The sequence below is a fragment of the Fontimonas sp. SYSU GA230001 genome, from assembly GCF_040066175.1.
GTDB lineage: Bacteria > Pseudomonadota > Gammaproteobacteria > Nevskiales > Nevskiaceae > Solimonas.
This window is the reverse complement of the sequence record NZ_JBEAAM010000023.1, coordinates 19,105-45,433: the sequence shown is the minus strand read 5'-3', so window position 1 is coordinate 45,433 and position 26,329 is coordinate 19,105. Positions and strand designations below refer to the sequence as shown.

At 68.7% G+C, this 26,329-nt stretch carries 23 protein-coding genes; 12 read left to right on the top strand and 11 right to left on the bottom strand.

Translation table 11 applies throughout. From position 1 onward, the window contains the following. Positions 1 to 198: 198 nt before the first annotated feature. From glnK to AAG565_RS12335, 4 genes are all read left to right on the top strand, one after another. Positions 199 to 537 (top strand): P-II family nitrogen regulator, encoded by a 339-nt coding sequence (glnK, locus tag AAG565_RS12350; RefSeq protein ID WP_348819902.1) that lies wholly within the window; start codon positions 199 to 201, stop codon positions 535 to 537. 225 nt (positions 538 to 762) lie between these two features. Beyond that, positions 763 to 1,989: an ammonium transporter gene (locus AAG565_RS12345; protein WP_348819925.1), complete on the top strand. Its 1,227-nt coding sequence runs from the start codon at positions 763 to 765 to the stop codon at positions 1,987 to 1,989. Between the two features lie 117 nt (positions 1,990 to 2,106). Continuing rightward, a complete protein-coding gene (locus tag AAG565_RS12340; protein ID WP_348819901.1) occupies positions 2,107 to 2,445 on the top strand; it encodes a P-II family nitrogen regulator in 339 nt (112 codons plus the stop codon). 49 nt (positions 2,446 to 2,494) lie between these two features. Beyond that, positions 2,495 to 2,941, top strand: coding sequence for a DUF4124 domain-containing protein (locus tag AAG565_RS12335; RefSeq protein ID WP_348819900.1), 447 nt, complete (start codon positions 2,495 to 2,497; stop codon positions 2,939 to 2,941). A gap of 3 nt (positions 2,942 to 2,944) precedes the next feature. On the opposite strand, the gene speE is transcribed toward AAG565_RS12335, so the two are convergent. Next, positions 2,945 to 3,796 (bottom strand): polyamine aminopropyltransferase, encoded by an 852-nt coding sequence (gene speE, locus AAG565_RS12330; RefSeq protein WP_348819899.1) that lies wholly within the window; start codon positions 3,794 to 3,796, stop codon positions 2,945 to 2,947. 50 nt (positions 3,797 to 3,846) lie between these two features. Here speE and speA point away from each other — a divergent pair, with 50 nt between their 5' ends. Further along, a complete protein-coding gene (gene speA, locus AAG565_RS12325) occupies positions 3,847 to 5,739 on the top strand; it encodes a biosynthetic arginine decarboxylase (RefSeq protein WP_348819898.1) in 1,893 nt (630 codons plus the stop codon). Positions 5,740 to 5,744: 5 nt separating this feature from the next. On the opposite strand, the gene AAG565_RS12320 is transcribed toward speA, so the two are convergent. The 3 genes from AAG565_RS12320 to icmF all read right to left on the bottom strand — a co-directional run bounded on the left by AAG565_RS12320 (position 5,745) and on the right by icmF (position 11,223). Further along, positions 5,745 to 6,641, bottom strand: coding sequence for an alpha/beta hydrolase (locus AAG565_RS12320; RefSeq protein ID WP_348819924.1), 897 nt, complete (start codon positions 6,639 to 6,641; stop codon positions 5,745 to 5,747). 104 nt (positions 6,642 to 6,745) lie between these two features. After that, positions 6,746 to 7,930: an acetyl-CoA C-acyltransferase family protein gene (locus tag AAG565_RS12315; RefSeq protein ID WP_348819896.1), complete on the bottom strand. Its 1,185-nt coding sequence runs from the start codon at positions 7,928 to 7,930 to the stop codon at positions 6,746 to 6,748. A gap of 26 nt (positions 7,931 to 7,956) precedes the next feature. Then, positions 7,957 to 11,223 (bottom strand): fused isobutyryl-CoA mutase/GTPase IcmF, encoded by a 3,267-nt coding sequence (gene icmF, locus AAG565_RS12310; protein WP_348819895.1) that lies wholly within the window; start codon positions 11,221 to 11,223, stop codon positions 7,957 to 7,959. Positions 11,224 to 11,326: 103 nt separating this feature from the next. On the opposite strand from icmF, the gene AAG565_RS12305 reads away from it, so the two are divergent. Continuing rightward, the gene (locus AAG565_RS12305; protein WP_348819894.1) at positions 11,327 to 12,367 is read left to right on the top strand and encodes an AraC family transcriptional regulator; all 1,041 of its coding nucleotides are present in this window, start codon (positions 11,327 to 11,329) and stop codon (positions 12,365 to 12,367) included. 1 nt (position 12,368) lies between these two features. On the opposite strand, the gene AAG565_RS12300 is transcribed toward AAG565_RS12305, so the two are convergent. Next, on the bottom strand, positions 12,369 to 13,118 hold the full coding sequence (locus AAG565_RS12300) for an SDR family oxidoreductase (RefSeq protein WP_348819893.1): 750 nt from the start codon (positions 13,116 to 13,118) through the stop codon (positions 12,369 to 12,371). An 80-nt stretch (positions 13,119 to 13,198) separates the two neighbouring features. Here AAG565_RS12300 and AAG565_RS12295 point away from each other — a divergent pair, with 80 nt between their 5' ends. Next, positions 13,199 to 13,735: a zinc-binding dehydrogenase gene (locus AAG565_RS12295; RefSeq protein WP_348819892.1), complete on the top strand. Its 537-nt coding sequence runs from the start codon at positions 13,199 to 13,201 to the stop codon at positions 13,733 to 13,735. 5 nt (positions 13,736 to 13,740) lie between these two features. On the opposite strand, the gene AAG565_RS12290 is transcribed toward AAG565_RS12295, so the two are convergent. The 6 genes from AAG565_RS12290 to argH all read right to left on the bottom strand — a co-directional run bounded on the left by AAG565_RS12290 (position 13,741) and on the right by argH (position 20,208). Further along, a complete protein-coding gene (locus AAG565_RS12290) occupies positions 13,741 to 15,528 on the bottom strand; it encodes a GMC family oxidoreductase (RefSeq protein ID WP_348819891.1) in 1,788 nt (595 codons plus the stop codon). A gap of 9 nt (positions 15,529 to 15,537) precedes the next feature. After that, positions 15,538 to 16,443 (bottom strand): hypothetical protein, encoded by a 906-nt coding sequence (locus AAG565_RS12285; RefSeq protein ID WP_348819890.1) that lies wholly within the window; start codon positions 16,441 to 16,443, stop codon positions 15,538 to 15,540. Further along, positions 16,440 to 17,264 (bottom strand): gluconate 2-dehydrogenase subunit 3 family protein, encoded by an 825-nt coding sequence (locus AAG565_RS12280; protein WP_348819889.1) that lies wholly within the window; start codon positions 17,262 to 17,264, stop codon positions 16,440 to 16,442. Before AAG565_RS12280 ends, AAG565_RS12285 begins: the two co-directional genes overlap by 4 nt. 14 nt (positions 17,265 to 17,278) lie before the next feature. Further along, complete coding sequence (locus AAG565_RS12275; RefSeq protein ID WP_348819888.1) at positions 17,279 to 17,992, bottom strand: sterol desaturase family protein; 714 nt, start codon at positions 17,990 to 17,992, stop codon at positions 17,279 to 17,281. Continuing rightward, on the bottom strand, positions 17,989 to 18,735 hold the full coding sequence (locus AAG565_RS12270) for a GntR family transcriptional regulator (protein ID WP_348819887.1): 747 nt from the start codon (positions 18,733 to 18,735) through the stop codon (positions 17,989 to 17,991). Before AAG565_RS12270 ends, AAG565_RS12275 begins: the two co-directional genes overlap by 4 nt. An 81-nt stretch (positions 18,736 to 18,816) precedes the next feature. Continuing rightward, the gene (argH, locus tag AAG565_RS12265) at positions 18,817 to 20,208 is read right to left on the bottom strand and encodes an argininosuccinate lyase (protein ID WP_348819886.1); all 1,392 of its coding nucleotides are present in this window, start codon (positions 20,206 to 20,208) and stop codon (positions 18,817 to 18,819) included. Positions 20,209 to 20,325: 117 nt separating this feature from the next. Between argH and AAG565_RS12260 the strand changes: the two genes are divergently transcribed. The 5 genes from AAG565_RS12260 to AAG565_RS12240 all read left to right on the top strand — a co-directional run bounded on the left by AAG565_RS12260 (position 20,326) and on the right by AAG565_RS12240 (position 26,270). Then, positions 20,326 to 21,426, top strand: a complete 1,101-nt coding sequence (locus tag AAG565_RS12260) for a histidine kinase (RefSeq protein WP_348819885.1) — start codon at positions 20,326 to 20,328, stop codon at positions 21,424 to 21,426. Positions 21,427 to 21,456: 30 nt separating this feature from the next. Further along, entirely contained in the window at positions 21,457 to 22,200 is a 744-nt protein-coding gene (locus tag AAG565_RS12255) for a LytTR family DNA-binding domain-containing protein (protein ID WP_348819884.1), read from the top strand. A gap of 107 nt (positions 22,201 to 22,307) precedes the next feature. Further along, positions 22,308 to 23,231, top strand: a complete 924-nt coding sequence (gene hemC / locus AAG565_RS12250) for a hydroxymethylbilane synthase (protein WP_348819883.1) — start codon at positions 22,308 to 22,310, stop codon at positions 23,229 to 23,231. Between the two features lie 13 nt (positions 23,232 to 23,244). Next, positions 23,245 to 25,086, top strand: a complete 1,842-nt coding sequence (locus tag AAG565_RS12245; protein ID WP_348819882.1) for a uroporphyrinogen-III C-methyltransferase — start codon at positions 23,245 to 23,247, stop codon at positions 25,084 to 25,086. After that, the gene (locus AAG565_RS12240) at positions 25,083 to 26,270 is read left to right on the top strand and encodes a heme biosynthesis HemY N-terminal domain-containing protein (protein WP_348819881.1); all 1,188 of its coding nucleotides are present in this window, start codon (positions 25,083 to 25,085) and stop codon (positions 26,268 to 26,270) included. Before AAG565_RS12245 ends, AAG565_RS12240 begins: the two co-directional genes overlap by 4 nt. The last annotated feature ends 59 nt before the right edge of the window (positions 26,271 to 26,329 follow it).

Here is a 26,329-nt window from a genome sequence, read left to right as displayed (position 1 = left end):
GATTGGGCGCGCATTGTACGGTGCGCGCTCCCCTTTTCAACGGCGCACCATCGTGGTGCGCCAGCGCGCGCAAAATGCGCTGATTCGGGTCAATCCGGCCCGAATGGCGCTGGCATGTTCCGTGCTTTTCCCCAGTCCGGCCGCCGGAGTCAAAGGCTCCTCTGGCGGAAGACTGCTTTCCGACTCAGGAGTGATGTCATGAAACTAATCGCAGCCATCATCAAGCCGTTCAAGCTGGACGAGGTGCGCGAAGCGCTCTCGGATATCGGCGTGGCCGGCATCACGGTGACGGAAGTGAAGGGATTCGGCCGCCAGAAAGGGCACACCGAGCTGTATCGCGGTGCCGAATACGTCGTGGATTTTCTGCCCAAGGTGAAGATCGAAGTCGCCGTCACCGACGACAAGGTCGATCCCGCGATCGAGGCGATCACCAAGGCGGCCCATACCGGCAAGATCGGCGACGGCAAGATTTTCGTCTTCAGCCTCGACCAGGCCATCCGTATCCGCACGGGTGAGACCGGTCAGGACGCACTGTAACGGGGAGCAAACGAAATGATGCGCAAATTGTTGGGTGCACTGACCCTGGCTGCGGTGTGCGGCCTCGCACCGGCCTGGGGCCAGGACGACGCGGCAACGGCCGAACCGGCTGCGGTCGAAGCGATCGTGGTGGAAGCCGCGCCCGCCGAGGCCGCTGCGTCCGCCGCGGAGGAGGCGCCGGCCGCCGAGCCGACGCCGACGCTGAGTGCCGGCGACACCGCGTGGATGCTCACCGCCACCGCGCTGGTGCTGCTGATGACGATCCCCGGACTGGCGCTGTTCTACGCCGGCATGGTGCGGGCGAAGAACGTGCTGTCGGTGATGATGCAGTGTTTCGCGATCACCGGCCTGGTGTCGGTGCTGTGGACGATCTACGGCTACAGCCTGGCGTTCGACACGACCGGCATGGAGGCGGGCGTCGTCAACCTCAACAGCTTCGTCGGCGGCCTCGGCAAGGCCTTCATGTCCGGCATGAGCGTGGACAGCCTGACCGCGGCGATCCCCGAGTCGGTGTTCGCCACCTTCCAGATGACCTTCGCGATCATCACGCCGGCGCTGATCGTCGGTGCCTTCGCCGAGCGCATGAAGTTCTCCGCGCTGCTGGTGTTCATGGCGCTGTGGGTCACGATCTGCTACTTCCCGATGGCGCACATGGTGTGGAGCGGCGACGGCGGCCTGATGTGGGACTGGGGCGTGCTCGACTTCGCCGGCGGGACCGTGGTGCACATCAACGCCGGTATCGCCGGCCTGGTCGCGGCGATCATGCTCGGCAAGCGCAAGGGTTACGGCCGCGACGCGATGCCGCCCAACAACCTCGGCTACACCATCATGGGTGCGAGCATGCTGTGGGTCGGCTGGTTCGGCTTCAACGCCGGTTCGGCGGTCGCCGCCAACGGCTCGGCGGGCATGGCGATGTTCGTCACGCAGGTGGCCACGGCCACCGCGGCGCTGGCGTGGATGTTCGCGGAATGGATCACGCACAAGAAGCCTTCGGTGCTGGGCATCGCCTCGGGTGCGGTCGCCGGCCTGGTTGCGATCACGCCGGCTTCCGGCACGGCGGGCCCGGTCGGCGCGCTGTGGATCGGTCTGGCCGCGGGCGTGATCTGTTTCCTGGCCTCGACCAAGCTCAAGAAGGCGGCCGGCTACGACGACTCGCTCGACGTGTTTGGCGTGCACTGTGTCGGCGGCATCGTCGGCGCGATCCTCACCGGCCTGTTCGCGTTTCCGTCGATGGGCGGCGTCTGGTCGCCCGCGGAAGGCGCCACGATCGCCGGCCAGCTGTGGATCCAGACCAAGGGTGTCCTGTTCACGCTGGTCTATACCGGCGTGCTCAGCGCGCTGCTGCTGTACATCACCGGCCTGATCACCGGCGGCCTGCGCGTCGCGGAAGAGGCCGAGACCGAGGGCCTGGACGTGACCCAGCACAACGAGCGCGGTTACATCCTCTCGTAAGGCGTTCGACGATTCTCCTGTGGGCCTGGGGCGGACCATGCGGTCCGCCCCTTTTCTTTGCCCTTTTGGGCACGCGGCAATAAACTCGCGCGCAAGTCGGAACATCGGGTGTGCGTCATGAAAATGCTGATTGCGATCATCAAGCCCTTCAAGCTCGATGCGGTGCGCGAAGCGCTGGCCGACATCGGCGTGCAGGGCATGACCGTGACCGAGGTGCGCGGCTTCGGCCGCCAGAAAGGGCATACCGAGCTGTACCGCGGCGCCGAGTACACGGTCGATCTGCTGCCCAAGATCAAGATCGAGGTCGCCGTCGCGCCGGAGATGTGCGACAAGGCCGTCGAAGCGATCCTCAAAGCCGCCAAGACCGGTCAGATCGGCGACGGCAAGATCTTCATCTACGACCTCGACCAGACCGTGCGCATCCGCACCGGCGAGTCGGGCGTCGAGGCGGTATGAAGCCTGACGCCGAAGCGAGATCGCAGCGCTGCGAGGATCCGAGATGAACGTGAAGGCGACCATTGCGGCGCTGTCGTGCACACTCGCGGTGTGCGTGGCCCAGGCGCAGGCGGTGTACAAGTGGGTGGACCCGAACGGCCGCGTCCACTTCAGCGACACGCCGCAGCCGGGCTGGAAGCGGATCGACCTGAATCAGGCCGGGCCCGCGGCGGCCACGCCGACGGATGCGACGGCAGGCGTGGACGACGGCGCCGGGAGCGACGAGAGCACGCCGGCCGACGCCGCCGATGTCGCCGACAACGGCACGCGCGACCAGCTGCGCGCCGAGGAGTGCAAGCGCGCAAAGGAGCAGCTGGCGTCCTACAAGCAGGCGACGCGGATCGTCGAGCGCGACGAGCAGGGCAAGGAAAAGGAATACAGCAGCGCCGAGCGCCTGCGCCTGCTGGAGCAGACGCAGAAGCGCGTCAACGAGATGTGCGGCCCGGCGCCGCGCTGACGCTCAGGCGCCGAGCGCCTTCCTGACGTAGGTCGGCAGCGCGAACGCGCCGCGGTGCGTGTCGGCGTTGTAGAACTTGCAGTCCAGCGCCGCGATCGCCTCGGCATCCAGGCGCTGCGCCAGCGGCCCGGCCTGCTTGCACGCGATCGAGCCCGACCACCAGCCGGACGGATAGATCACCTGCGGGAAGTGCAGCAGATGGGTCTGCGCAAAACCGGCCTCGCGCATCGCCTGATGCATTTCCTTGATCAGCTCCAGATGCAGCAGGGGCGACTCCGACTGCTGCACCAGCATGCCGTCCGGCTTCAGCGCCTTGATGCAGTCCAGGTAGAACTTCTTGCCGAACAGGCCCTCGGCCGGACCGACCGGGTCGGTCGAGTCGATGATGATCAGATCGATCGAACCGGGCCGGGCGTCCTTCATCCACTGGATGCCGTCGCCGAAGAACAGCGTCGCGCGCGGGTCGGCGTTCTTGTCGCACAGCTCGGGGAAGTACTGCTCCGACAGGCGCGTGACGCGCTCGTCGATCTCGACCTGCGTGGCCGACGTCACCTCGGGGTGCTTGAGCACCTCGCGCAGCGTGCCGCAGTCACCGCCGCCGACGATCACGACGGTCTGCGGGTTCGGGTGCGAGTTCAGTGCCGGGTGCGACATCATCTCGTGGTAGAGGAAGTTGTCGCGGGTCGAGACCATCGTGCAGCCGTCGATGGTCATCAGATGGCCGAAGGTCTCGGTCTTCCAGATCTCGATCTTCTGGTAGGGCGTCTGCTCCTCGTGGAGCTTCTCGGCCTTGAGCGAAAACGCGGTTCCGGTGGCTTCGATGGCCTCGGTGAACCAGCTGCGATCCAATGACATCGGCGAACCCCTAAAATGTGCGGCGCGAGTATAGCCACTGAAGAAGCCGAATGAATGACAGCCGCCGTGCCTGGACCCCGGACCAGGCGCTCGACCTCTACAACATGCCGTACTGGGGCGAGGGCTATTTCGGCGTCAGCGAGGCCGGCCACGTGATGGTGCGGCCGTACCGCGATCGCTCGCCGGTGGCGATCGACCTCTACGAGCTGGCACGCCGGCTGCCGCAGGAGGGCCTGCAGCTGCCGGTGCTGCTGCGTTTCACCGACATCCTGCACGATCGCGTCGATGCCCTGACCGGCGCCTTCGCCGGGGTGATCGAGGATCTGGGCTATGGCGGCCGTTACACCGCCGTGTACCCGATCAAGGTCAACCAGCAGGCCGACGTGATCCGCGAGATCGTTGCCCATGGCGGCGAACGCGTCGGGCTGGAGGCCGGCAGCAAGCCCGAGCTGGCGGCGGTGCTGGGCATGGCACGGCCCGGCAGTGTGATCGTCTGCAATGGTTACAAGGATCGCGGCTACATCCGTCGCGCGCTGATCGGCGAGAAGCTCGGCCACCAGGTGTACATCGTCGTCGAGAAGCGCTCCGAGCTGCCGCTGGTGATCGAGGAGGCGCGCAAGCTCCAGGTGGCGCCGCGCATCGGTCTGCGCGTGCGCCTGGCGTCGATCGGCGCCGGCAAATGGCAAAACACCGGCGGCGAGAAGTCCAAGTTCGGCCTGTCCAGCGCGCAGGTGCTCGCCGCCGTGGACGAGCTGCGCGCGGCGGGCTGCCTCGACGCCGTGCAGATGCTGCACTTCCATCTCGGCTCGCAGGTCGCCAACGTGCAGGACATCGCGCGCGGCATGCGCGAGGCCGCGCGCTTCTACACCGAGCTGCGCGCGCTCGGCGCGCCGGTGCGCGTCGTCGATGTCGGCGGCGGCCTGGGCGTGGACTATGAGGGCACGCGCTCGCGCTCGTACTGCTCGATGAACTACACGCAGCGCGAGTACGCGCGCAACGTCGTGCGCACGCTGCAGGAAGTCTGCGCCGAGGCGAACCAGCCGGAGCCGGACCTGATCTCCGAATCCGGACGCGCGCTGACCGCGCACCATGCGGTGCTGGTGACCTCGGTCATCGACCACGAGACGGTGCAGGTGCCGACGCCGCCACCGCCGGATGCCGCTGCGCCGGCGGTGCTCCACGATCTCACCGGACTGCTCGGCGCGATCGACGTTCATGGCCCGCTCGAATGCCTGCACGACGCCGCCTCGCTGTTGCAGGATGCGCAGGCGCAGTACACCCACGGGCGCCTGACGCTGGCGCAGCGCGCCTACGCGGAGAGCATGTACTACGCGATCTGCCGCGCCGCCGAACCGAAGCTCGATCCCGGCATCCGCGCGCACCGCGAGGCGATCGACGAGCTGCGCGAGAAGCTCGCCGAAAAGTACTTCTGCAATTTCTCGGTGTTCCAGTCGGTGCCGGACGCCTGGGCCATCGACCAGGTGTTCCCGATCCTGCCGATCCACCGCCTCGACGAGCGCCCGGATACGCGCGCGAGCCTGTGCGATCTGACCTGCGATTCCGACGGGCGCATCGATGCCTACGTCGATCGTGGCGGACTGGAGCCGACCGTGCCGATGCACAAGCTGCGTGAAGGCGAGCCTTACCTGGTCGCGTTCTTCATGGTCGGCGCCTACCAGGAAATCCTCGGCGACATGCACAACCTGTTCGGCGACACCAACGCCGTCAACGTCGTGCTCGACGACAAGGGGGGGTGGCATCTGAGCCACGCCGAGCGCGGCGACCGCACCGACGAGCTGCTGCGCTACGTACACCTCGAACCCGAGGCGCTGGCCGCCGCCTACCGCAGCAAGCTCGCGGCGACCGGCTTGCCGGCCGCGGAGCGCGATGCGCTGTTCCAGGAGCTGGAGGCCGGCTTGACCGGCTACACCTATCTGTCCTGAAGGGATCAGGTCGTCGCGAGGAAGCGGCGCAGTTCGCGGTTGAACTGGCGCGGCGCCTCGAACGGGATCGCGTGGCCGCAACGTTCGAAGTTGACCAGCCTCGCGTGCGGAACGAGGTCGGCGATCGCGCGCTGGCCTTCGGCCGGATACATGATCGAGTCCTCGCCGATCAGCGCCGTCATCGGCACGCGCAGCTGCGGCAGCGTCGGCCGCCAGTCGTAGTCGTCTTCGAGGTACGAGCGCACGCTGTCGAGATAGATCGGCCAGTTGCTGGTCGGCGCGATGCGGCGGATCAGCCGCTCATGCCGTGCCAGGCGCGTGACCCACTTCCAGCCGCGGTGGTGGAAGGCGTAGTCGAAGAACTCGCTCAGACTCGCCCACAGCTCGCGGCGCAGATCGGCCGGCAGCGCCTCGTAGGCCAGGTCGCGATACGGCTCCATGCGCGTCATCAGGTCCTGCCAGCCGCCGAGGCGCGCGGACTGCAGTTCGCCGAGCAGGCCGTGGCGCCAGTCGTCGGTGTTGCGCACGCAGGGTGACTGGTCGATGTGCAGATAGCTGCGCACCCGTTCGAAGCCGTGCAGACGGTGATACTGCATCGCCGTGCACGCGCCCATCGACAGGCCGCCGAGCCGCACGCCGCGCAGGTCCAGCGTCTCGAACAGGTCGGCGACGTCGTTGGCGTGCTGCGTCAGCAGGCAGTCGTCGCTCAGCTTCACGCCATGCGAACGGCCGAAGCCGCGCAGGTCCGGCAGGATGAAGCGGAAGCGGTAGGCCAGCGGCAGCGCAAACGGCAGCCACAACGCGGCGGGCATCGCGAAGCCATGCAGCAGGACGACCGGCTCGCCGCGGCCGACATCGTGGTAGTGGAGCCGGGCGCCGTCGCGCGTCTGGATGTAGGGCATGGACACCGACTCTATCGGGAATCCGGATTTTTGCCACCACATGAACGGATGAGGCGGCCCATGGGCCGCCTCATCCTCGTACCGAGTCCGCACCCCGGACGGAGCTACGCGCGCTCGAACACCGCGGCGATGCCCTGGCCGCCGCCGATGCACATCGTCGCCAGCGCGTAGCGTCCGTTGACGCGCTGCAGTTCGTGGATCGCCTTGGTCGCGATCATCGCGCCGGTCGCACCGACTGGATGGCCGAGCGAGATGCCGGAGCCGTTCGGGTTGACCTTGGCCGGGTCGAAGTCGAGTTCGCGCGCGACCGCGCAGGCCTGCGCGGCGAAGGCCTCGTTGGCCTCGATCACGTCGAGCTGCGACACCTTGAGGCCGGCGCGCTGCAGCGCCTGCCTCGTCGCCGGGACCGGGCCGATGCCCATGTAGGCCGGCTCGACGCCGGCGTGGCCGTAGGCGACCAAGCGCGCGAGCGGCTTGAGGTTCAGCGCCTTGAGCTTCTCGCCGGAAACCAGCAGCAGCGCGGCGGCGCCGTCGTTGAGGCTGGATGCGTTGCCGGCCGTCACCTGACCATCCTTCTTGAACACCGGCTTGAGCTTGGCCAGTCCTTCGACCGTGGTATCGGCGCGCACGTTCTCGTCGGTGTCGAACACGACCACGCCCTTGCGTGTCTTGAGTTCGACGCCGACGATCTGCGACTTGAAGCGGCCCTCGGCGATCGCCCGCGCGGCGCGCTTCTGGCTCTCCGTCGCCAGCTCGTCCTGCATCTGCCGCGTGATGCCGTAGCGCTCGGCGACGTTCTCGGCGGTCACGCCCATGTGCATGCCCTGGAACGGGTCGTGCAGGATGCCGTTCATGTAGTCGAGCAGTTGCGTGTCGCCCAGGCGCGCCCCCCAGCGGCCGGTCGGCAGGATGTAGGCACCGCGGCTCATCGACTCGGCGCCGGCGGCGAGCGCGATGTCGGCGTCGCCGAGCAGCACGGTCTGCGCCGCCGACACCAGCGCCTGCAGCGACGAGCCGCACAGGCGGTTGACGTTGAACGCCGGCGTCTCCTTGGGAATGCCGGCATTCATCGCGGCGACGCGACCCAGGTAGGCATCGCGCGGTTCGGTCGGGATCACATGGCCCATGACGACATGGCCGACCGCATCCGGCGCGACGCCGGCACGCTCGACCGCGGCCCTGACCGCGGTGGTCGCGAGATCCGACAGCGGCAGATCCTTGAGCGAACCGCCATAGGAACCGATCGCGGTGCGCACCGCGGAGACGACGAAGACTTCCTTCTGCGACATGAGTACTCTCGTGGGACAACAGGGGATTACATGTTGCGGCGGTATTTCCCGCCGACTTCGTAGAGCGTGTGCGTGATCTGCCCGAGCGAGCAGCAGCGCACCGCGTCCATCAGCACATCGAAGGTGTTGCCATTCTCCATCACCGTGCGGCGCAGGCGCTCGAGCGTCGCCGGGGCCTGCGCGGCGTTGCGCTGCTGGAACTCGGCGAGTCGCCGGAGCTGCGACTGCTTTTCGTCGTCGGTCGAGCGTGCCAACTCGATCTGCTCGGGGATCGCATCGCCGTGCGGGTTGCGGAAGGTGTTGACGCCGATGATGGGCAGCGAGCCGTCGTGTTTCTTGTGTTCGTAGTGCAGCGACTCTTCCTGGATCTTGCCGCGCTGGTAGCCGGTCTCCATCGCGCCGAGCACGCCGCCGCGGGCGGCGATGGCCTCGAACTCCTTGAGCACGGCCTCTTCGACCAGATCGGTCAGCTCGTCGATGATGAAGCTGCCCTGGTTCGGGTTCTCGTTCTTCGCCAGTCCCCACTCACGGTTGATGATCAGCTGGATCGCCATCGCGCGGCGCACCGATTCCTCGGTGGGCGTCGTGATCGCCTCGTCGTAGGCATTCGTGTGCAGGGAGTTGCAGTTGTCGTAGATCGCGATCAGCGCTTGGAGGGTGGTGCGAATGTCGTTGAACGCCATCTCCTGCGCGTGCAGCGAGCGGCCCGAGGTCTGCACGTGGTACTTGAGCTTCTGGCTGCGCTCGTTGGCGCCGTAGCGGTTCTTCATCGCCACCGCCCAGATGCGACGCGCGACGCGTCCGATCACCGAGTACTCAGGGTCCATGCCGTTGGAGAAGAAGAACGACAGGTTCGGCGCGAAGTCGTCGATGTGCATGCCGCGCGCCAGGTACGACTCGACGTAGGTGAAGCCGTTGGCGAGCGTGAACGCGAGCTGGCTGATCGGGTTCGCGCCGGCCTCGGCGATGTGATAGCCCGAGATCGACACCGAGTAGAAGTTCTGCACCTTGTGGTGCACGAAGTATTCCTGGATGTCGCCCATCATCTTCAGCGCGAACTCGGTCGAGAAGATGCAGGTGTTCTGGCCCTGGTCCTCTTTGAGGATGTCGGCCTGCACCGTGCCGCGCACCACCGACAGCGTCCAGGCCTTGATCTTCTGGTACTCGTCGTCGGTCGGCTCGCGGCCGTTCTCGGCCTTGAACTTGTCCACCTGCTGGTCGATCGCGGTGTTCATGAACATCGCCAGGATCATCGGCGCCGGGCCGTTGATCGTCATCGACACGGACGTTGACGGCGCGCACAGGTCGAAGCCCGAGTACAGCACCTTCATGTCGTCGAGCGTGCAGATCGACACGCCGGAGTTGCCGACCTTGCCGTAGATGTCCGGGCGCAGGTCCGGGTCCCAGCCATACAGCGTCACCGAGTCGAAGGCCGTGGACAGGCGGTGCGCGGGCATCCCCTCCGACACCTTCCTGAAGCGGCGATTGGTGCGGAACGCATCGCCTTCGCCGGCGAACATGCGCGTCGGGTCCTCGTTCTCGCGCTTGAACGCGAACACCCCGGCGGTGTAAGGGAACGAGCCGGGCACGTTCTCCTTCATCAGGAAGCGCAGCGTCTCGCCGTCGTCCTCGAAACTCGGCAGCGCGACCTTGCGCAGCCTGGTGCCGGACAGCGACTCGTGGGTGAGCCGGGTGCGGATCTCCTTGTCGCGGATCTTCACGACGTACTCGTCCTGCGCATACAGCGCCCGCGTCGTCGGCCACTGTTCGAGCAGCTTGCGCGCGGCGGGCAGCAGCTCGCCGTCCTTGGCGGAGATCATCTGATCGAAGCCGGCGACGGGTTGCCCGGCCTGTTCGAACAGCGCCCTGGCGATCTTCAGCGACTGGCGCTCGCGGGCGACGCGCGCCTGCTGGGCGATGGTCTTGTGGTAGTCGCGCACGGTCCCGGCGATGTCGGCGAGGTAGCGCACGCGCTCGGTCGGCACGATCGCGCGGCTCTGCGATGAGAACTTCACGGCGACGGCCGGCAGCTTGCCGGGCTGGGCCTTGAGGCCCTTGGCCTGCAGCTTCGGCAACAGCGCCTGGTAGAGCGCGGTGACGCCGTCGTCGTTGAAGCGCGACGCCATCGTGCCGAACACCGGCATCGTGTCCGGCGCCTGCGCGAACAGTTCGCGGTTGCGCTGGTACTGCTTGCGCACGTCGCGCAGCGCATCTTCGGCGCCCTTGCGGTCGAACTTGTTGATGGCGACGAAGTCGGCGAAGTCGAGCATGTCGATCTTTTCCAGCTGCGAGGCGGCGCCGAATTCGGGCGTCATCACATACAGGGACAGATCGACGAAGGGCACGATCGCGGCATCGCCCTGGCCGATGCCCGAGGTCTCGACGATGATCAGGTCGAAGCCCGACAGCCTGCATGCGGCGATCACTTCCGGCAGCGCCGCCGAAATCTCGGAGCCGGTGTCGCGCGTCGCCAGCGAGCGCATGTACACCTGCGGCGTGTCGATCGCGTTCATGCGGATGCGGTCGCCGAGCAGCGCGCCGCCGGTGCGCTTGCGCGACGGATCGATCGAGATCACGGCGACACGCAGGCGGTCGTCCTGGTCGAGGCGCAGGCGCAGCACCAGTTCGTCGGTCAGCGAGGACTTGCCGGCCCCGCCGGTGCCGGTGATGCCGAGCACCGGAACGGTGACTTTCGAGGCGGCGTCGCGGATCGCCTGCTTCGTCGCGTCGTCGTAGGCGGAGTTTTCCAGCGCGGTGATCACGCGCGCGAGCGCGCGGCGGTCGCCGGACTGCAGCGCGGCGATGGCGTCGCCGGCCCGGGGCGCGAGCGCGCTGAGGTCGTAGTCGCTGGTCTGGATGACGTCGTCGATCATGCCCTGCAGGCCGAGCTTCGCGCCGTCCTCGGGCGAGTAGATGCGGGCGATGCCGTAGTCCATCAGCTCGCGGATCTCGGCGGGCACGATCACGCCGCCGCCGCCGCCGAAGACCTTGATGTTGTCGCCGCCGTTGGCGCGCAGCAGATCGACGATGTACTTGAAGAACTCGATGTGGCCGCCCTGGTAGGACGTGATCGCGACGCCCTGCACGTCCTCCTCGAGCGCGGCCTTGACGATCTCGCCGGCCGAGCGATTGTGGCCGAGGTGGATCACCTCGGCGCCGCTGGCCTGCAGGATGCGGCGCATGATGTTGATCGAGGCATCGTGGCCGTCGAACAAAGCGGTCGCGGTGACGAAGCGGACCTTGTGCTTGGCCTTGTACGGCTTGAGTTTGTGCGCGACGGACAGGTCGGTCATGGCGGTATCCGGAAGACACGGATGCTGAAACGTTCAAATTTTAGGCGCCTCGACCCGGGCGGGCGATGTCCGAAACTGACGCGGCCCGTGTGAAAATCGGACAGTGCCCAGCCTGCAAGCCGAGAAAGACAGCGTTGCCATCCACTTCGTCCGCGAGGCGCTGAGGGAGGTGTACCGGCGTGGCCTCGATGCCGACCGGCTGCTGCAGGACACCGGCATCTCCGCGCGGCTGCTGGACTTCGATCAGGCGCGGGTTCCGGCCGAGCGCTTCAGCGCGCTGTGGTTGGCGGTTGCCGCGGCACTCGACGACGAGTTCTTCGGCCTCGATGCCCGGCGCATGAAAGTCGGCAGTTTCGCGGTGCTGACCCGTTTCATGCTCGGCGCGAAGCACCTGCGTGGCGCGCTGCAGCGCGCCCAGCGGCTGTTCGAGATCGTGCTCGACGACACGGCCGTCGCCCTGAACGAGGACGGTGGCGACGCCGCGATCGAGCTGCGGCCGACGCTGCGCTCCGCCGCGCGATCCGTGGTGCCGTTCGCGCATGAAACGCTGCTGATGCTGCTGCATGGCCTGATGTGCTGGCTCGCCGGCCGCCGCATTGCCATCCGGCAGGCCGAATTCGCCTATCCGCGGCCGGCACACTGGCGCGAGTACACGCTGATGTATTCGCCGCAGCTGCATTTCGATCAGGCGCGCACGCGCATCGTCGTCGATGCCGAGGTGCTCGATGCGCCGGTCGTGCAGAACGAGCGCGGCGCGCGCGCGTTCCTGCGCGAAGCGCCCTACAACATCGTGCTCAAGTACAAGGACACGCATGGCTGGTCGGCGCGCGTGCGCCATGCCCTGCGCGAACGCGCACCGCCGGACTGGCCGGATTTCGCGCGTCTGGCGGCGGTCCTCGGCACGACGCCGTCCGTGCTGCGCCGCGGCCTCGAACGCGAGGGCACGAGTTTCCGTGGGATCAAGGACGCGCTGCGCCGCGACCTGGCGATCGAGCACCTGAGCCACTCCAGGCTGCCGGTGCCGGCGATCGCGCAGGCGGTCGGTTTCACCGAGCCCAGTGCCTTCCACCGCGCGTTCAAGCAATGGACCGGCGTGCGGCCCGGCGAGTACCGGCGCCGCCAGGCGCGACGGGATCCGTCCTGAGTCAGCGGTCGCGGTGGATCGCCAGCGGCGCGAACGCCTGGTCCACCGGCATCAGCGAGATCGTGTTGACGTTGACGTGCGGCGGGCGTGTGGCGATCCAGTGCACGGTGTCGGCGATGTCCTCCGCTGTCAGCGGCGTGGTGTTTTCATACACCTTGGCGGCGCGCGCATCGTCACCGTGGAAGCGCACGTTCGAGAACTCCGTGCCGCCGCACAGGCCCGGCTCGACGTCGGTGACGCGCACCTTCGTGCCGAGCAGGTCGGCGCGCAGGTTCAGCGAGAACTGGCGCACGAAGGCCTTGGTCGCGCCATAGACGTTGCCGCCGGGGTAGGGCCATTCGCCGGCGATCGAGCCGATGTTGATGATGTGGCCCCGCCGCCGCGCGACCATGCCCGGCAGCACGGCGCGGGTCATGGTCATCAGGCCCTTGATGTTGGTATCGACCATCTGCTCCCAGTCGTCGAGCAGCGCCTGGTGCGCCGGTTCCAGGCCCAGCGCGAGTCCGGCGTTGTTGACCAGCACGTCGATCGCGGCGAAGTCGGGCGGCAGGCCCGCGAGCACGGCGTCGATCGCTCTCCTGTCGCGCACGTCCAGCTCGACCGGCAGCGTCCGTGGCCCCAGCTCCGCGGCGAGCTGGCGCAGGCGCTCGCCGCGGCGGCCGGCGATGACGACGTGCGCGCCATCCTTGGCGAAGCGCCGTGCGATGGCGGTGCCGAAGCCGGCGCTCGCTCCGGTGACAAAGACGACCATCAGAGGTTCCTGCAATCTGGATTCGCGGCGAGACTACGCCAAACCTCGTGCCGCCGCAGCGGCTCCGGAGCCAGCATCCCATGCGGAAGATCGTCATTCACAGGCTGGGCGGCTACGAACGCCTGCAGATCGAGAACGGCCCGGACCCCGTGCCCGGGCCGGGCGAGGTGCGCGTGGCGGTGAGCCACATCGGCGTGAACTACGCGGACTGTGTCGTGCGCATGGGGTTGTACGCTTCGGCGAGGGCCCTGGTCGGCTGGCCGATCACGCCCGGCTTCGAGGTGGCCGGCACGGTCGATGCCATCGGCGCAGGCGTGACAGACCTGACGGTCGGTGCCCCGTCGTCGGCGTCACGCTGTTCAACGGCTATTCGACCGCGCTGGTATTGCCACGCGCGCAGGTGTTCGCGATGCCTGCCGGACTCGATCCCGCGCAGGCTGCCGGGATTCCGAGCGTGTTCCTGCATGATACCGGCGATGGACGCGGTGCTCGCCGGGATCACTGCAGGCGATCTGCGTCCGGCGCCGGTGACGGTCCATCCCTTTGCCGAAGCCTCACGGGCGCTCCGGGATCTGGAGTCCGGCCGGACGCAGGGCAAGCTCGTGCTCCGCGTCTGACCCGATCAGTGCCCGGTGAGCATCGCGCGCGCGGTGCGCCAGGCCATCGCCTGGATGGTCAGCGTCGGGTTGTAGCCGCCGGAGCCCGGCAGCACCGAGCCATCGGCGATGTACAGGTTGGGAATGCCGTGGAAGCGGCAGTGCGCATCGACGACGCTGGTGTCGGGATCGTGCCCGCAGCGCATCGTGCCGTGCTGGTGGTTCTGCAGGCCGGCGATGGGATTGGGCACGCCACGCAGCGGTCCGCGCTGCAGCAGGTCCTGCGGCAGGAACTGCGGGATCGCGCTCGGCGACACCAGCGGTCCGAACACCTGCGTCGAGGTGGCGCCCATCGCCGTCAGCAGCGCCGCGAAGTGCGGCAGCACCTGCGCGGCGACGGCGTAATCGTTGGGGTGATGGCGATAGGTGATGCGCGCGACCGGCAGGCCGTAGGCGTCGGTCACCGACGGGTCGAGATCGACGCGGTTGGTCGCCACCGGCGGATCCTGGCCGATCATGCCGAACCACTGCATGTGGCCGAACATCAGGCGCATCGCGGTCTTGTGGTTCGCGCCCCAGGGCGCGAACTTGGCGGTGGCGATGATGCCGCCATTGGTCAGTGGATAGCCCGACGACGGGCCGATGGTCTGCACGTTGCCGAAGCCGTACTGACGGCCGCCGCCGCCGAGCACCGCGGGCACGCCGAAGTAGAAATCGTCGAGGCAGCGCATCGACCAGAAGCCGCGATGAAAGTCGATGCGCTCCTGGAAGATGCCGATCGCGCCGGGGAAGTGGTGCACCGTCAGGTAGCGGCCGAGCACGTCGTGATTGACCAGATCGCGCGGCATTTCCGACAGCAGCGCCAGACGCGGCGTATCGACGACGCCGCAGGCCAGCACGATGCGGTCGCCGGCGACCGACTGCAGGCGGCCGCGGCCGTCGATATAGACGACGTGCTGCGCGCGTCCGTCCCTGATCTCGACGTGGATCGCGTTGCAGTCTGGCAGGATCGTGCAGCGCCCGGTGCGCTGCGCCAGCTCCAGCGCGCTGACGCGCGTGTCGCCCTTGGCCTCGTGCGGGCAGCCGTGGCTGGAGCACATGCCGCAGTACGAGCAGCCGTGCCGGCTCAGCGGCGCGCTGCCGGCCAGCAGCTCGGGGTCGTCCAGCGTGTAGCGGCCGTTGTTGATGCACACCGGCGTCGGGAACGGGTGGAGGCCGAGGCTGCGCGCGGCCTGCTCGAACAGCTTCGCGCCGTAGTTGGCCGGATGTCCCGGCATCGGATAGCGGCTGCGGCGCCATTCGGCGCCCGGCACCGGCGCGCCGGGATCGGCGTCGCCGCGCATCTGGCCACCGGCGACGCCGAGCAGGCGTTCGAGCCGATCGTAGATGCGCCAGATCGAATCGGGATGGTTCTCGTCGAGTTCGTCGTCGGACAGCGGCCAATCGACGATGTCGGCGCCCGAGAGGTTGCCGAACACACTGCGCGCGCGGAAATCCTCGGGACGGAAGCGGAAGCAGACACCGCCGTAGTGGACCGAGCCGCCGCCGACGCAGCGCGACACCGGCAGCACCTGGCCGACGAACTGGCGGTCGCCCGCTTCCGGCCCGTCGCGGAAGCTGCGCGGCTCGATCAGCGGGTCCTGGTCGTAGAAGGTGCGCTCGCCGGTCTTGAGCTCGTCGTCGGAGAAGTCCTCGGCGGTCAGCCACGGCCCCTTTTCGAGCACCGCCACGCGCATGCCGCCGCGCGCGAGGACATAGGCGGCGATGCCACCGCCCGCGCCGGAGCCGACGATCACCGCGTCGTAGCGTTCCATGCGCGCGGCTTACGGGAACGGGTCGATCGCGACGGCGCTGGTGCCGGGATGCGTCGCGCATCCGGCGTAGAGCAGGTTCGCGCCGGCGTAGTCGCCGAGCAGGTTGTCCGGGCAGCTGGCGGTGCCGTCGTTGTAGCCGGCGACGTAGCGCATCGCGTTGAGCTCGGCCGTCCCCAGGTTCTGCGCGCTGGCGACATCGACATCGACGTACACGCCGTTGATGCGCTGGCCGTCGCGGTTCACATACCAGGGCCCGATGTAGAACGGACCCTGCAGCGCGGTGTGCGCGAACCGGGTCGTGTGTGTCACGTAGGCCTTGAAGTAGGCGTCGCCGGCGTTGACCAGCATGGCCAGCGGCGTGCCCGGCGGCGACACCAGCTCGTCGTTGGTGAAGTTCTTGGTGTTCGGGCTGTGCGCGAACGGGTCGATCGTGTAGCTCGGATTGAACGAGGCGATCGCGTAGAAGGCATGGCCGCGTGCACCGCCCTCGGGAATCTGCCCCAGGTCGATGAACAGGCGCCGGCAGCCGGGACACAGCGGCGGTGTGTCGATCGCGACCTTGTACAGGCCCGTTGCGTCGGCGTCGAAGCCGGAACTCGCGCAGGCCGGATCGCGGCCGTCGGTCAGGGTGCCGGTGCCGCCGGGGGTCAGCTCCGCGGCGTCGAGTTTCACGCAGAACGTGCCGGCGGGCTGGTAGTGCGTCCATGCGCAGGTGACGTCCTGCAGCGGGCCCAGCGGATCGAGCGTGAACAGCGGGCTGTCGGGGATGGGATAGCGGACTTCGGCGCTCAGAACGCAGGGCGCATCGCCGGCCGGGTCGGCGGGGGGCGCGGGATCGGCGCCGTCGTCCGACGCGCAGGCGCACAGGAGAGTCGTGAGCGCCGCGAGCGCGGCGCGGGCCAGCCATCGGTTCATGTGCGTGCCTTCGGGGCGGGTGGTGAGGGAGCGCCGGGACATGCGGCGCCGGGCTGCGCCATTTCCTCCGGCGAATAGCCGCCGAAGCGGTCCCAGGGCCGGTCGTCGGTCGTCGGGTCGTGGCCGTTCGGGAAGCGCCGGCCATGCACGTCGCCTTCGTAGCAGAACGTGTTCCAGCCGACATAGTCGCGGTTGCCGCCGTACACCGGATGGCTGTAGACGCCTTCCATCGTGTGCGTGAACACGGCGACGAAGAACGGCGTGTTCTGCAGGTCCAGCGATTCGAGCAGCGCGTCCTGCGCGGCGGGCGGAAGGTCGGCGAACTCGCCGGGCACCAGCGCCAGCGGGCCGCGCGCGAGCCGGTTCAGTTCGTCGAGCCCGCCGGCATAGACCTCGCGCAGGCGCAGCACTTCCTGCATCCAGCCCTGCGCCTTGATCCGCGACAGCGGCTGGAACTCGGCGAAGCGTGCGCGCGTCGGACCATGCGCGTAGATCCGCGGCGCACCGCCCACGGAAAAGCTGTTCAGCAGCTGCTCGATGTAGTCCACGGCGCCGGCGTCGGCGGCCGACCAGTCCGTCTCGTTCTGCGCCGGAATCAGGCGCGCGACCGTGGCGACCAGCGCGCGTCGCTGCGCTTCGGTGAAGGCGAACGCGGGCAGCGCGGCTTCGGCGTCGCCGCCAGCCGAGGGCGAGATGCGCGTGGACTCGCCGCAGCCGGCGAGTGTGGCGGCGACCGCCAGACCGCCGAACTGCGCGCCCTGCGCGAGAAACGCGCGCCGCGACAATGGCGGGGCGGGGCCTTCGTCCTCGTCGCGGCGCATCGGCGGCGCGTCCTTCAGCGCAGGCCCAGATTGCGGGTCGTGCCCGAGCGGGCGATGTCCTCGACCCTGGGCGCGGTGCCGAACAGGCGGTCGCCCAGGCCCATCGACACGCCCCACCAGTAGTTCTCGTTGCGGAAATGGTGGTAGCGGTGCTCGCGCACACGGCGCTGGTAGTACGAGATCTCCGGGCACCACGGAATGTGGCTCAGGTAGTGCACCCATTCGTAGTGCAGACCGAGCAGCAGGTAGGTCGTCACCGCGGTCAGCGCCCATTGCTTCCACGGCCACAGCGCCCACAGCAGCAGGCCGATGGTCGGCAGTACCAGCGCGTGGACGTGACGCGGGATGAACACCCACTTCAGGTTCCACGGATCGGCGTGGTGGCGGCGATGCGTCACCGGCAGGTAGAAGTCGATCGTGCGGCCGAAGAGCTTGCGCGGCTTGTAGTGCAGCATGAACACGTGGATCAGCCACTCGTTGACCGGGAAGTAGGCGAGGACGCCGAACGCGATCGCCGCGTCGATCCAGCCGAGGCCGCCCAGCGCGACGCGCCAGATGCCGAACAGCAGCACGAAGCCGGCGATCAGCAGGCTGCTCGGATGCGACCAGAACAGCTTCAGCGCATCGCCGCGTGTGCGCGGCAGCGTGTCCGGCGGACGCATCGGATTGCGCTGCGCGGTTTCGCTGGCGGACACCATGCGGCGATCTTCGACATGCACGGTCTTCACAGGCGGCCTCCGTTTCTTTCCACGGCATCGAGCGCGCGCTCCAGCGCCTGGCGGCCGATCTCGACATGGCGATGGCCGGCGGCGCGCGCGGCTTCGGGCTCGCCGCTGCGCACCGCGACCGCGATCGCGGTCAGGTTGTCGAGGTCGCGGAACTCGGCTTCGAGCACGCCCGACAGCACGTCCCAGACCTGGGTGTAGGTCTTGGTCATCGAGTTGAACGCGAGGCGGAAGGCGATGTTGCCGCCGCGCTCGACCAGTTTCTTCCAGTAGTCCAGCGCGTACTGCTGCAGTGCGCGCAGGTCGCGGGCGTCGGCGCGCATGCGCGCGAGCAGCGTGTCGAGCTCGTCGGCGAGCCGCTGCCCGCCCTTGCGCGCCGCCGCCGCGGCGATGTCCGGCGCCAGCGACGAGCGCATCGCCATGATCGAACGCACGACCGTGCCGTTGAGGCGGCCGTCCTTGTGAACGAGCAGATTCGGCAGCAACTCCAGTCCTCCTTCCGTCTGGAAATCGAGCACGACGCTGTTGCCGCCCTGACGCACGGCCACCAGCCCCGCCTGCTGCAGGCGCTTGATCGCCTCGCGCACGGCGCCGCGGTTGACGCCCAGCACCTCGGACAGTTCGCGCTCCGCGGGCAGCGCTTCGCCGGCCGGCAGCTCCCCCGACAGGATCTTGTCCGCCAGCTGGCGGTACACCGAGTCGGACAGCGAGGCCTTGTGGACGGCGGAAAAGGCGTGACGTGTCATGCGGTCAGCTTGTCATACCAGTTGCGACCGGCGCAAGCCGAACAGCCGGGTCGTCCGGCCTTTCCTCGTCGATTCAGGGTGTCAGCGCGCCGACCGCGCGCGGGCGATGGCGGCGCGGACCTGCTCGGGACTGGTCGCGCCGTAGTGGTTGCGCGCCGCCAGAGAGCCTTCGAGCGTGATGCGCGCATAGACATCGGCCTCGATCAGCGGCGAGAACCGGCGCAGCTCGTCGAGCGACAGTTCGGCGAGGTCGCGGTTCTTCTGCGCCGCATAGCCGACCGCGCTGCCGACCGCGTGGTGCGCGTCGCGGAACGGCAGGCCCTTCTTCACCAGGTAGTCGGCGAGATCGGTCGCGGTGGAGAAGCCCCTGGCGGCGGCGCAGCGGCAGTTGTCACGCCTGACGACGATGTGCGGAATCATCTCCGCATAGACCTGCAGGCAGATCGTCACCGTATCGACGCTGTCGAACAGCGGCGGCTTGTCTTCCTGGTTGTCGCGGTTGTACGCCAGCGGCTGGCCCTTCATCAGCACCAGCAGCGCGTTGAGGTTGCCGATCACGCGGCCGGTCTTGCCGCGCACCAGCTCGGGCACGTCCGGGTTCTTTTTCTGCGGCATGATCGAGCTGCCGGTGCAGAAGCGGTCGGGCAGATCGACGAAGCCGAACATCGGCGTCGCCCACAGGATCAGCTCCTCGCTCCAGCGCGACAGGTGCACGAGGATCAGGCTCGCCGCGGCGCAGAACTCGATCGCGTAGTCGCGATCGGAGACGGTGTCGAGCGAGTTCTCGGTGACGCCGTCGAAACCGAGCTGTTCGGCGACGAAGTGCCGGTCGATCGGATAGACCGTGCCGGCCAGCGCGGCCGCGCCCAGCGGCAGCAGGTTCAGGCGCCTGCGGCAGTCGAGCAGGCGGCTCTTGTCGCGCAGCATCTGCTCGCGCCACGCCAGCATGTGGTGACCGAAGGTCACCGGCTGCGCGATCTGCAGGTGGGTGAAGCCAGGCATCACGGTGTCGGCCTCGCGCTCGGCCAGGTCCAGCAGCGCGTCGGCGATGCGGTCGATCAGCGGCACGAGTCCGTCGATGACGTCGCGCACGTACAGGCGCATGTCGGTGGCGACCTGGTCGTTGCGGCTGCGGCCGGTGTGCAGGCGCTTGCCGGCGTCGCCGATGCGCTCGGTCAGCCGCGCCTCGATGTTCATGTGCACGTCTTCGAGCTGCTCGCTCCATTCGAAGCGTCCCGCCTCGATGTCCGCGAGGATGGCGTCGAGGCCATCGACGATCGCCCGCGCGTCTGCTTCGGACAGCACGCCGACCTTCGCCAGCATGCGGGCGTGCGCCTGCGAGCCGCGGATGTCCTGACGATACAGGCGCGCGTCGAAGCTCACCGATTCCGAGAATTTCTCGACCAGCGCGGAGGTCGATTCGGCGAAGCGGCCGCCCCAGAGCTTGCCGGCGGGATTCGAGGACGAGGACATGACAGCACGCGGGTGAGAAGACGGCGCGCATTATAGGCGCGCGGTCGCCGGCCCGGCTTGATCCGGCTGCGGCCGCTTGCCAAGCTTCGCCACCGTCTGCCGAGTCCGTCCGCATCCGTGCAACGCATCCGTCCGCCGACCGCACCGGCGTCGAATCTGATCCCCGACTTCTGCGCGGGGCGCGGCGTGCTGACGCTGGCCTTCACGATGGAACTGGTGGCGATCGTCGTCACGCTGGTCGGCAATGCGACCGGCCTGGAGGTGCTGGACCGCCTGCTGCTGGTGTCGCTGTACCTGCAATGGATCAGCCTGTGCTCGGCGGCCGCGCTCTGCCTGATCCGCCGCCGCCTGCGTTACGCCCGGCCGGGCATGGTGTTCTTCGTCTGCTGGGCGGTGGTCGTCAGCATCGTCATGGTCGTCGCCTGGGTCTCGCACTGGATCAGCACGCTGCTGGACTGGCGGTTCATCCTGCCGACGCAGGCGCGCATCGAGTTCGTGCTGCGCCACATGGGCGTGGCCGCGATCGTCGTGCTGCTGCTGCTGCGCTACTTCTGGGTGCGCACCGAGTGGTCGATGCAGGTACAGGCCGAGGGCGAGGCCCGCTACCAGGCGCTCAATGCGCGCATCCGTCCCCATTTCCTGTTCAACGCGCTCAACAGCCTCGCCGCGCTGATCCAGGTGCGACCGAACGATGCGGAGATGATGGTCGAGGATCTGTCGGACCTGTTCCGCGCCAGCCTGGAGAAACGCGGCCAGGTCGCGCCGCTGGTCGAAGAGATCGGTCTGTGCCACGCCTACCTGCGCATCGAGAAGCTGCGTCTGGGCGACAAGCTCAAGGTCGAGTGGGACGTGCCGGAGGAGCTGCTGTCCTGGCCGGTGCCCAAGCTGGTCGTGCAGCCGCTGATCGAGAACGCGGTGCACCACGGCGTCTCGCGTCTGGCCGACGGCGGCGTGATCCGCATCGCCGGCCGCGAGATCTTCGGCCGCCTCGTCATCGAGGTGACCAATCCGATGATCGGCGGCGACGGCAAGCCGAGTCGTGGCAACCGCATCGCCATCGACAATATTGCCCAACGCCTCAACCTGATTTACGGTGAAGGGGCTCGCCTCGAAATGGGGCGGGACATGCGTCTGGAGGGGGGATTGTTCCGTTCGCGCCTGATTCTGCCCAAGGAATTGCGCAGCCAGGCTCCCACCGACGCCGCAGCAGCGGCCTGAGCCGCGTACACGCACGAGAGGGGACTGACGATGCGCGTGGTGATCGTTGACGATGAACCGCTGGCGCGCGAGCGCCTCAAGCGGCTGCTGCAGGAGTTCCCCGGCTACGAAGTCGTCGGCGAGGCCGGCGACGGCGAGTCCGCGCTCGACATCATCGACGAGGAAGAGCCCGACCTGGTGCTGCTCGACATCCGCATGGGCGGCATCGACGGCCTGCAGGTCGCGCGCCAGCTCGCCGAGATGGACGTGCCGCCGGCGGTGATCTTCACGACGGCCTACTCCGAACATGCGCTGTCGGCCTTCGATGCGAATGCGCAGGCCTACCTGCTCAAGCCGATCCGGCTGGAGAAACTGCGCGACGCCCTGCAGCGCGTGCGCAAGCCGACCCGCGCGCACAAGCCGCAGGCCGCCGCGGCCGTTGAGGGCGCCAAGCCCAAGCGCGAGTTCGTGCTCGCGACCACACGCGACGGCCTGGTGCGCGTGCCGGTGGACGACATCCTGTACTTCCTCGCCGACCAGAAGTACACGACGGTCTATCACCTGCACGGCGAGGTGCTGATCGAGGAGTCATTGAAGACGCTCGAACAGGACTTCGAGCCGCTATTCCTGCGCGTGCACCGCAAGGCGCTGGTCAACACGCGCTACATCGCCGGACTCGAACGCGACCGGCAGGGCGATCAGCACCACTGGCTGAAGATCAAGCACGTCAACGATCCGATCCCGGTTTCGCGACGCCGTCTGGCTGAAGTGCGGCGGTTCCTGACGGATACGTGAGGCGCGAATCGGGAATGGAGGATCGGGAATCGTAGACGCCTGGGCGCGCCCGGTTGCGGCATTTCTTTTACGATTCCCCATTCTCGATTCCCGATTCCCGTCTTTTCATGCTTCTCCGCATCGCCACCCGCGAATCGCCGCTCGCCCTGTGGCAGGCCGAGCACGTGCGCGCGCGCCTGCGGGCCGTGCATCGCGGGCTGGACGTCGTCCTCGTGCCGATGACCACGTCCGGCGACCAGCTGCTGTCGGCGCCGCTCGCCCAGGTCGGCGGCAAGGGACTGTTCGTCAAGGAGCTGGAAGCGGCGATGCTCCAGGGCCACGCCGACATCGCCGTGCATTCGATGAAGGATGTGCCGGTGCATCAGCCGGAGGGTTTGTGCCTCGCGGCCTTCCTGCAGGGCGAGGATCCGCGCGACGCCTTCGTCTCCAGCCGTCATGCCAGCCTCGATGCGTTGCCGCAGGGTGCGCACGTCGGCACGTCGAGCCTGCGGCGCCAGGCGCAGTTGCACGCGCTGCGCCCGGACCTGCGCATCACCGAGCTGCGCGGCAACGTCGGCACGCGCCTGCGCAAGCTCGACGAAGGCCAGTACGACGCGATCCTGCTCGCGGCGGCGGGCCTGCTGCGTCTGGGTCTGGACGCGCGCATCCGTGAAGCGCTCGATCCGGCGCGCTTCGTGCCGGCGATCGGCCAGGGCATCGTCGGTATCGAATGCCGCGAGGACGACGCAGCGACGCGCGCGCTGCTCGCGCCGCTGCACGATCCTCCATCGGCGCTGCGCTTGGCCGCCGAACGTGCGATGAATGCGCGCCTGGGTGGCGCCTGTCAGGTGCCGGTCGCCGGGCACGCCACCGTGTCCGGCACGCGCCTGCGCCTGGACGGACTGGTCGGCGCGCCGGATGGTTCGCGCGTCGTACGTGCGCAGGTCGAAGGCGAGGCCGCCGCGGCGCGGTCCCTGGGCGAGCAGCTCGCCGGGCGCCTGCTGCGCGATGGTGCGCGCGACATCCTCGCCGCGCTCGGCATCGCGGTCTGAATCGGCCGGCGCCGTGAAGCCGCAGACCAGCCTGCGCGGCCTGCGTGTCCTGGTGACCCGGCCCGCCGACCAGGCCGAGCTGCTCTGCCGCCTGCTCGAAACGCATGGCGCCGCCGTCGTGCGCCTGCCGATGCAGGCCATCGAGCCGGTGCGCCAGGACGCGGCGGCACGCGCGCTGCAGCAGGCGCGCGACGCCTGGGTCTGGATCTTCACCAGTGCCAACGCAGTGCGCCACGCGCGACATCTCGACGCCGGGGTCTGGCCGCGCGCCATCGCCGTCGGTCCGGCAACAGCCGCGGTCCTCGAACAGATCGGCGTGGACGTCGTCGTGCCACAGCAACACGACAGCGAAGGTGTGCTGGCGCTGCCGGAGCTGCAGGACGTGCGCGACCGGCGCATCGCCCTGATCACCGGCGAGGGCGGACGCGGACAGATCGAAGCCGGACTCGATGCGCGGGGTGCGCGCGTCGAGCGCATCGAGGTCTATCGGCGCGTGGCGCTGCCGCATGCCGCCGAGACGCTGGCGCAGGCGGTCGCGGGTGTCGATGCGGCGATCGTCACCAACGGCGAAGCGCTGCAGCAACTGGTGCGGCGCGTGCCCGACGCCGCGCGCGACGCCTTGCTCCGCGTGCAGCTGGTTGTGCCCAGCCGCCGTGTGGTAGAACTGGCCCGCGAAATGGGCTTCACCGCCCCTCCCCTGATTCCCGAACAGATCGCCGATGCCGGCTATTTGCACTGTCTGGAGCGATGGTGGGATGGCGCACGCAGAGACTCGCGCATGACGGAACATCAAGACGACCAGCCCGCGGCCGCTGCCCAGAACGATGAGCCGGCGCGTGCGCCCGCAGTCGCCCCCCGCCGTGCCGGTGGTGCCTGGCTGGTGCTGGCGCTCCTCGTGCTGGCCGTGCTCGCGGCCGGCGCCTGGCAGGCCTGGCGAGCCGGCAGCGCGTGGATCGCCGAGCGGGACGAGCGCATTGCCGATCTGGCGCAGAGCCTCAAGGCGGCCGAGGCGCAGATCGACCGGCTGCAGACGCGGCTGTCGGATCAGGCCGTGGCGGTGCAACGTGCCGCCGCCGAACTGGCGCGCATCCCGGACCGCCTGCAGGCGCAGGACCAGGCGATCGGCGAGCTGCGCGAGGAACTCGGCGGCGGACGCGCCCGTGTACAGCTGGCGCTGGTCGAGCAACTGCTGCTGCTCGCCAACGACCGTGTGCAGGTCGCGCGCGAAGTGACGCCGGCGATCGCCGCGCTCGACGCCGCGGACGCACGCCTGGCGGCGTTGAAGGATCCCCGCCTGTTCGAGCTGCGCGAAACCATCGCGCGCGAGCGCGCCGCGCTGCAGGCCGTGGCGCAGCCCGACACGGTCGGTGCGGCGCTGGTCCTGTCCGGCCTGGTCGCGCGCGCCGCGCAGCTGCCGCTGGCGACCCAGGTGCCCGAGCATTTCCATGCGCAGCCCGGCGCGGCGCTGCCGCTGCCCGCGGACGCCGGAGCCTGGGCGCGCGCGTGGGCCGCGATCAAGCGCGCACTGGCCAGCGCATTCAGCGTGCGCCGCGCGGATGGACCCCAGCCGCGCCTGCTCGGCGACGAACAGACTGCTTTGGTCCGACAGGTGCTGATGCTCAAGCTGGAGGGCGCGCGCGTGGCCTTGCTGCGCCAGGACAGCGCGAGCTTCCGCGATCTGTGTGCCTCGGCGGCGGGCTGGCTCGACCAGTACTTCCATGCCGGCGATCCTGCGGTCGCCGCGGCGCGGGCGGAGCTGCTGCGCCTGCAGGGGATGCAGCTGCAGCCGCCGCTGCCGGACATCAGTCGCAGCCTGACGCTGCTGCGCGCGCGCCTGGAAGCGACGCCACAATGATCCGCAACCTGCTGCTCGCGGTCATCGCGCTCGCGGCCGGCGCCGCGGCCGCGTACTACCTGCGCGAAGAGACCGGCTACGTGCTGATCCATTTTCGCGGCTGGATCATCGAGACTTCGCTGCTCGGCCTGGTGCTCGGCGTCGGCCTGGGCGTGTTCGCGCTGGGCATCGCCGCGCGCCTGATCGTCGGCAGCCTGCGCCTGCCGGAGACGATGCGTGAACTGATCAACCGCCGTCGCCGTGAACGCGCGCAGCGCTCGTTCGAGTCCGGCCTGCTGCATCTGCTCGAAGGCGACTGGAAGCGCGCGGAAGTCGAGCTGGTGCGGCGTGCCGCCGATCACCATGCCGCGCATCTGAACTATCTGGGCGCCGCGCGCGCCGCGCAGCGCCTCGGTGCGGGCGCGCGCCGCGATCACTACCTGCAGCTGGCGGCCGGCGAGGCGCCCGAGATCGAACGCGCGACGCTGCTGACCCAGGCGGAGCTGCAACTCGAGCGCGGCGAATTCGTCGCCGCGCGCGAAACCGCGCTGCGCCTGCGCAAGCTCGACGCGCGTCACCCCTACGCGGTGGAGCTGCTCGCCGAGTCGCTGTTCGGCCTGCGCGACTGGGAGGCGCTGCGCCAGCTCCTGCTCGAAGACCTTGCGAAGTCCGCGCTGACCGCGCAGCGGCGGCGGCAGATGCTCGAACAGGCCGTCGGCGAGCGCATGCGCGAAGCCGAGGGCGCAGTGCGTCTCGATCAGCTCAAGGCGCTGTGGAATGCCTTGCCCGCGGACTGCCGGCAGTGGCCGGCGCTGCGCCTGCAGTACGCGCGCAGCCTGACGCGGCTCAATGCCCAGGCCGAGGCCGCAGCGCTGGCCAGCGACGCCCTGGCGCGCGAATGGGACGCGGGACTGGCCGCGCTGTACGGCGCGCTCGAGCTGACGGACGTGCTCGCGCAGCTGGCCGCGATCGAGGAGTGGCTGACGCGCTACGGCGAGCGCCCCGAACTGCTGATCGGCGCCGGCCGCGCCTGCCTGCGCAACCGCCTGTGGGGCAAGGCGCGCAGTTACCTCGAGGCGGTCGTGCGCGTCGCGCCGACACCGGCGGCCTACCTCGAACTGGCGCGCGTCTGCGAACAGACGCAGAACGCCGAGGAGGCGCAGAAGTTTCTCCGGCAGGGGCTGGAACTGGCTTCGCAGGGTTGAGCGCGTACTCTTCCCGTTGTTTCGCGGCCGTCCATGGCGCGGCCGTGTCGATATCGGGA